At 52.3% G+C, this 1,621-nt stretch carries 1 protein-coding gene; it reads left to right on the top strand.

Annotation, left to right across the window (positions count from 1 at the left end):
* Nucleotides 1-1,621: hybrid sensor histidine kinase/response regulator (locus ENN66_00395; GenBank protein ID HDS15096.1), on the top strand; the 1,621-nt coding region annotated here is incomplete at both ends.

Genomic DNA, 1,621 nt, shown 5'->3' with positions numbered 1-1,621 from the left:
TGGCCAAGCAGAATGAGCCTGATGCACTGTTCTCCGAAATAATCGATATTCTGCATAAACGGCTTGATTATGACCGGATTCTGATCATGCTGGCCAACCCTGAAAAGACCAGGCTTATTTATCAGGCGGGATTCGGTTACATGGAGAACCAGGAAGGTATTTTGCAAAAACTGTCGTTTCATCTGGACAACCCGGAGTCCAAGGGAATCTTCTACATTTCTTTCCGGGACAAAAAACCGATTCTGCTCAATGACATCCAGGAAATCAAGGAGGACCTCTCCAAACGCAGCCTTGAATTTGCCCTGAAGATGGGGGTCAAGTCCCTGATCTGCTGCCCGATACTGTACGAGGATGAACCACTCGGCATTCTCGCCGTTGACAACATTGTCAGCAGGCGTCCCCTTATCCAGAGGGACATGAACCTGCTCATGGGCATTGCCCTGCAAATCGGCTCCCGCCTGAACAACATCAAGCTGGAAACCCATCTCCGCCAGATCCAGAAAATGGAAGCCGTCGGCAATCTTGCCGGCGGGGTTGCTCACGATTTCAACAACATCCTGACCACCATCCTGGGCTACAGCCAGATGATGTGCATGCAGCTGACTTCCGATGATCCGATTTTCAAAATGGCCGACAGCATCCATCAGGCCGGGCTGAAAGCCTCAAGCCTCACCCAGCAGCTGCTCACCTTCAGCCGCAAGCAGGTACTGGAAATGAAGGTGACGAACCTCAACATGATTGTCGAGGACATGTCCAGGATGCTTACCCGGCTGATCGGTGAAGACATCCAGATCAAAACGTATCTGTCTTCCAGGGTCGGCAATATCATGGCGGATGCCAGCCAGCTCGGCCAGATATTGATGAACCTCGTGGTCAACGCCCGCGACGCCATGCCCAACGGCGGCCGCCTGACCATCGAAACAGGAGATATTTTTATCGACCGGAAATATGCCTTGAAGAGAAAGTTCATCAAGCCGGGCCACTATTCCATGCTCACCGTTACCGATACCGGCGAGGGCATCATTCCGAAGCTCAGGGAAAAAATCTTCGAACCTTTTTTTACCACCAAGGAAGTGGGCAAGGGAACCGGCCTGGGACTGGCTACCGTGTACGGCATCGTCAAGCAGCATAACGGCTATATTCACGTCTACAGCGAGTTGAACCATGGGAGCTGCTTTAAAATTTATTTTCCCATTGTCGAGCAGGAGGTTGAACCCGGGGCGTTGCAGGAACATGTGGAGCCGTCGGAAGGCAGAGAAACAATTCTGGTCGTCGATGATGACGATTCGATCCGCACCATAATCAGCGACACCCTTCAGCCTCTCGGCTATACCACCCTGGAAGCCTCGTCAGCCGCGGAGGCGATTCAACTCAGCGAATCCTTTCCGGACAAAATCGACATGATCCTGAGCGATGTGATTATGCCCGGCATGAACGGTCCCCAGCTTGTCGACGTGATCAAGCAACAGCGTCCGGACATCCGGATAATACTGATGTCGGGCTATACGGACAACGCCATCGCCCATAATCAGATGGCGGAAAAGAACTACACCCTGCTGAACAAGCCCATACTTCCCATCGCCCTGGCAGGCAGGATACGAAAAATTTTCGATACCACGCA

The organism is Pseudomonadota bacterium, assembly GCA_011049115.1.
Lineage (GTDB): Bacteria > Desulfobacterota > Anaeroferrophillalia > Anaeroferrophillales > Tharpellaceae > DSCM01.
This window is presented reverse-complemented; position numbering and strand designations above follow the sequence as displayed.